This window comes from Candidatus Borrarchaeum sp., from assembly GCF_019058535.1.
In the GTDB taxonomy this organism is placed as follows: domain Archaea; phylum Asgardarchaeota; class Sifarchaeia; order Borrarchaeales; family Borrarchaeaceae; genus Borrarchaeum; species Borrarchaeum weybense.
Genome location: NZ_JAHPYX010000053.1, coordinates 1 through 2,865 on the forward strand (window position 1 = coordinate 1; position 2,865 = coordinate 2,865).

At 39.4% G+C, this 2,865-nt stretch carries 4 protein-coding genes and 1 pseudogene; all 5 read right to left on the bottom strand.

The genetic code is table 11. The features are described 5' to 3' along the window. Positions 1 to 150, bottom strand: a pseudogene (locus tag QVB70_RS18440) (3-dehydroquinate synthase II); the annotation flags it as partial. A gap of 112 nt (positions 151 to 262) precedes the next feature. Further along, complete coding sequence (locus tag QVB70_RS02980) at positions 263 to 697, bottom strand: roadblock/LC7 domain-containing protein (protein ID WP_287583227.1); 435 nt, start codon at positions 695 to 697, stop codon at positions 263 to 265. 148 nt (positions 698 to 845) lie between these two features. Continuing rightward, positions 846 to 1,733, bottom strand: coding sequence for a CoB--CoM heterodisulfide reductase iron-sulfur subunit B family protein (locus QVB70_RS02985; protein ID WP_287583229.1), 888 nt, complete (start codon positions 1,731 to 1,733; stop codon positions 846 to 848). 9 nt (positions 1,734 to 1,742) lie between these two features. After that, positions 1,743 to 2,267 (bottom strand): 4Fe-4S dicluster domain-containing protein, encoded by a 525-nt coding sequence (locus tag QVB70_RS02990; RefSeq protein WP_287583231.1) that lies wholly within the window; start codon positions 2,265 to 2,267, stop codon positions 1,743 to 1,745. Between the two features lie 10 nt (positions 2,268 to 2,277). After that, a partial coding sequence (locus QVB70_RS02995) for a hydrogenase iron-sulfur subunit (protein WP_342766539.1) occupies positions 2,278 to 2,865 on the bottom strand: 588 nt, incomplete at its 5' end.

Genomic DNA, 2,865 nt, shown 5'->3' on the forward strand with positions numbered 1-2,865 from the left:
GTAGGATGTTTTCCCTACACCAGTCCATACATACGCGTGCACGGCACCGGCATTCACACGGAAAGGACGTGCAGCCACATAGGGATTTTCGATGCTCTCAGAGTGAACAAGCAAAAAGGCATCACCACTAGATTGTTGTTTTATGATTCCTCTATCCGTTGCTGCATATGCTGCCTATTAAAAAATCTCAAACATAACTTTTATTTTTTCTGAGAAAAACATGCACAGAAAAATAAGAATTTCTAGTAACAGTTAGAAATGATCATTCAGAAGACTCTTTTTCTAAGTTAACTAAATAGCGCATAATTTTTTCAGCACTTTTTTCCATTGCATTTAGGGCAATACCTATATGATAACTCCTCACCCTTGCGCCTTGACCCCTATCTTTTTTTGTTTTGGGAACATGCGCAACAAAGACATATTCCCCTAAATCTCTCAATAGCAGAGTTCCTTTGGCTGCTTCGATCGTCGTTGTCAAAAGGGGTCCTGTATTTAATTGCGAAACCGCCTGATTCGAAATGGAATGAACAGAGGATGTCATAGCGCTCAGAAGCACGATGTCTTCCTCTGTGTCTGAGTTCATTGCAAATGCTATTGGAAATCCTTCATGTGAACAAAGTAGGCTAACATTAATTTCGGACGAATCGGAGATTACCTCTGAGAGGAGATCAGATAACCTACTATCGTGAACTTGCAATAAATATCACCAGAATAACTTACTGAGAGCATTTTTTGGTAATCTAGTGCTCAATAGAATTCCATCAAAAATCAAATTTAAAATTTGTGACAAAATTATTCACTAGTTTTTAGGTTAAATCATTACTTAACATGAACTTTACAGAGTTTCAAGAGATCTTATTTAGCATTTTTTCAATAGAGCTCATGTTAAGCTGAAGACCCAATTGCTCACTTTCAATTCCCATTGCCAACCCAAGCAGCTGCGTATAATACATGCTGAATATACCAGTGACATCTAGCCCAGTAACTCTTGAGATCGCCTCTTGACGTTCAAGCATTCTCTCGCAAAAAGGACATACAGTAATGACACCATCGAAACCTCGATTTTGAATAGCCATCAGTTTGTTTCCAGAGATTTGAAAAGATTCTTTATCAACTGTAGCTAGCATGGGTGCCCCACAGCACTCTAATCTTTCAGGATATTTTGCCGTACTTGCACCTGTAACCTCAATCAAAGCCTCTAACTTACTAGGGTCATCTAGCTCATCTGGTCGCTCTATAGAACTGGGTCTGATAATATGACATCCATAGTGCGCAGCTAGTTTAAGGTCTTCCAAAGGTTTAAAGTCTTGACTATGTTCTAATACTTGTTTGATTTTCTGTGGCCCTATATCATCATGAAGGAAATCTAAAAGATGTCTAATTCGAATGTGACCCTTTATTTCAAGGTCTTCCTCAGCTAACATTTCTGCAATTTTTTTTCGCAGATGTTCATCTGATTCAATTATGTGTTTTGCTTCACAGATTGAAACATGACAGCCGTTACAGAGTACTAGAAGGGTTTCAGCATTCTGTTGCTCAGCCAAAGCAATTATTCGAGAGGCTAAATACAACCAACCTAAATTATCAATCCCTTTCAATGGTTGCCCGCAACAAGCCGCATTTTGTAAGTCAATTAGGTTCACGTCAAAGCGAGGTAAAACCTCTCTTGCAGATAATTCGTAAGCATACTCTTGTGTAGGAATTGTGCAACCAAGGTATAAAACAACGTTCATAAATTCCACCTATTTTATGACATGACGAAATCCAGTTTTCAGTAAGTTCAGCTTTAATTTATCAGTGTCTGGCATAGATAAATCTGGGAGTCCTAACTCGTCCCTATCGAACTCATCGAAATCTAGTGAGATTATCTCTTGAGGAGGTTGAATTAAACCGATCTTGATGATGTTTTTAACCATTTCAACGTAAGCCGTTGGAATTGTAGGCGTTCCTGCCTCAACAGCTTTGTTTTGTAGGAAATAGATCATATCTAAAGGGTTCACACCCTGAGGGCAAAATTCTTGGCATTTCATGCAGGTCGCACACGTCCATATTTCTTTACTATTTAGGACGCTATCCTTAAGTCCAAGTGCGACTTTCCTAATAATCTTAGCTATATTTAATACATTAACTTTTCCTGAAGTACATAATGACGCACAAGTTCTACATGTAAAGCATACGAAAGGATTTGCGCTAGTATTGTGTTTGACATAATTTGAAAACTCTAAATCAAGTTGTGAAAAATCCACAATCTGTTTGGGATCGTCCATTTTTCTCACCTTACTCGCTAATTGTTTTTGCCAATGGGATCTTTCTGTGAGGGCTTGGTCCTAGTGTTCTAATAGTTTCTACAAACTCCCTAACAACTTCTTCAAACTTCTTGCCTTCAGATGCAGATACCCATTCAAGTCTTAGGCGTTCAGGTTCTAAACCAATTGCGTCTAACACACTTATCAGGAATTTTATGCGGATTTCTGCGCGGAGATTGCCTGCAATATAGTGGCAATCACCTGGGTGGCAACCCATGACTAGAACACCGTCAGCGCCGCCAGCTAGCGCTTCAAGGATATGAATCATGTCGATCCTTCCTGTGCACATGACTCTCACATTCCTTACATTAGTAGGCTGTTGAAATCTGGAAACTCCTGCATTATCAGCTCCTGCATAAGAGCACCAATTACATAGGAAGGCAACGATAAAAGGTTCTGGAGAGGTAGGTGGCTTTTCAAGAGCTGCATGAACCATTGCCAAAATCTGATCATCCGTGAAATGTCTCATACGAATTGCACCAACTTGACATTCAGATGAACAGGTTCCGCATCCCTTACATAAGGCAGGATTAATTTTGGCTTTTAATTCCTTCAAGAA

Excerpts from the sequence above, each read along its gene's own strand:
- QVB70_RS02985 (WP_287583229.1), bottom strand. The coding sequence starts at position 1,733 with ATGAACGTTGTTTTATACCTTGGTTGCACAATTCCTACACAAGAGTAT.
- QVB70_RS02990 (WP_287583231.1), bottom strand. The coding sequence starts at position 2,267 with ATGGACGATCCCAAACAGATTGTGGATTTTTCACAACTTGATTTAGAG.